General features: G+C 52.6%; 1 pseudogene. It reads left to right on the forward strand.

Going from position 1 to position 506, the window contains the following annotated elements:
• Positions 1-506 (forward strand): annotated as a pseudogene (gene secA, locus B2W52_RS17880) (preprotein translocase subunit SecA); the annotation flags it as partial.

Genomic DNA, 506 nt, shown 5'->3' on the forward strand with positions numbered 1-506 from the left:
CTACGAAATCCGCAAGAACCTCTTGAAATTCGATGATGTGATGAATGACCAGCGCAAAGTCATCTATGAGCAGCGAATCGAATTGATGGACTCGCAGGATGTGTCGGAAACCGTTACGACAATGCGCGAAGAAGTGATCGAAGATATGGTGACGGAACATATTCCGCCCAAGGCATATCCGGAGCAATGGGATGTTGCGGGCCTGAAGCAATCGGCGGCCCGCATTCTCGGCCTTGATCTTCCAATTGAGGAATGGGCGGCGGAAGAAGGAATTGCCGATGAGGAAATCCGCGACCGCCTGAAAGATGCCGCAGGCCGCAGGATGGCGGAAAAGGCCGTGCGCTACGGGCCGGATATCATGCGCATGGTAGAAAAAAGTATCCTGCTGCAAATTCTTGATCAGGCGTGGAAAGAACATCTGCTGCAGCTCGATCAGCTCCGTCAGGGTGTCTCGCTGCGCGCCTATGCTCAAAAAGATCCGCTCAATGAATATAAAAGCGAAGCCT

The organism is Marinobacter sp. UBA2498, from assembly GCF_002341575.1.
Classification (GTDB): Bacteria; Pseudomonadota; Gammaproteobacteria; order Pseudomonadales; family Oleiphilaceae; genus Marinobacter; species Marinobacter manganoxydans.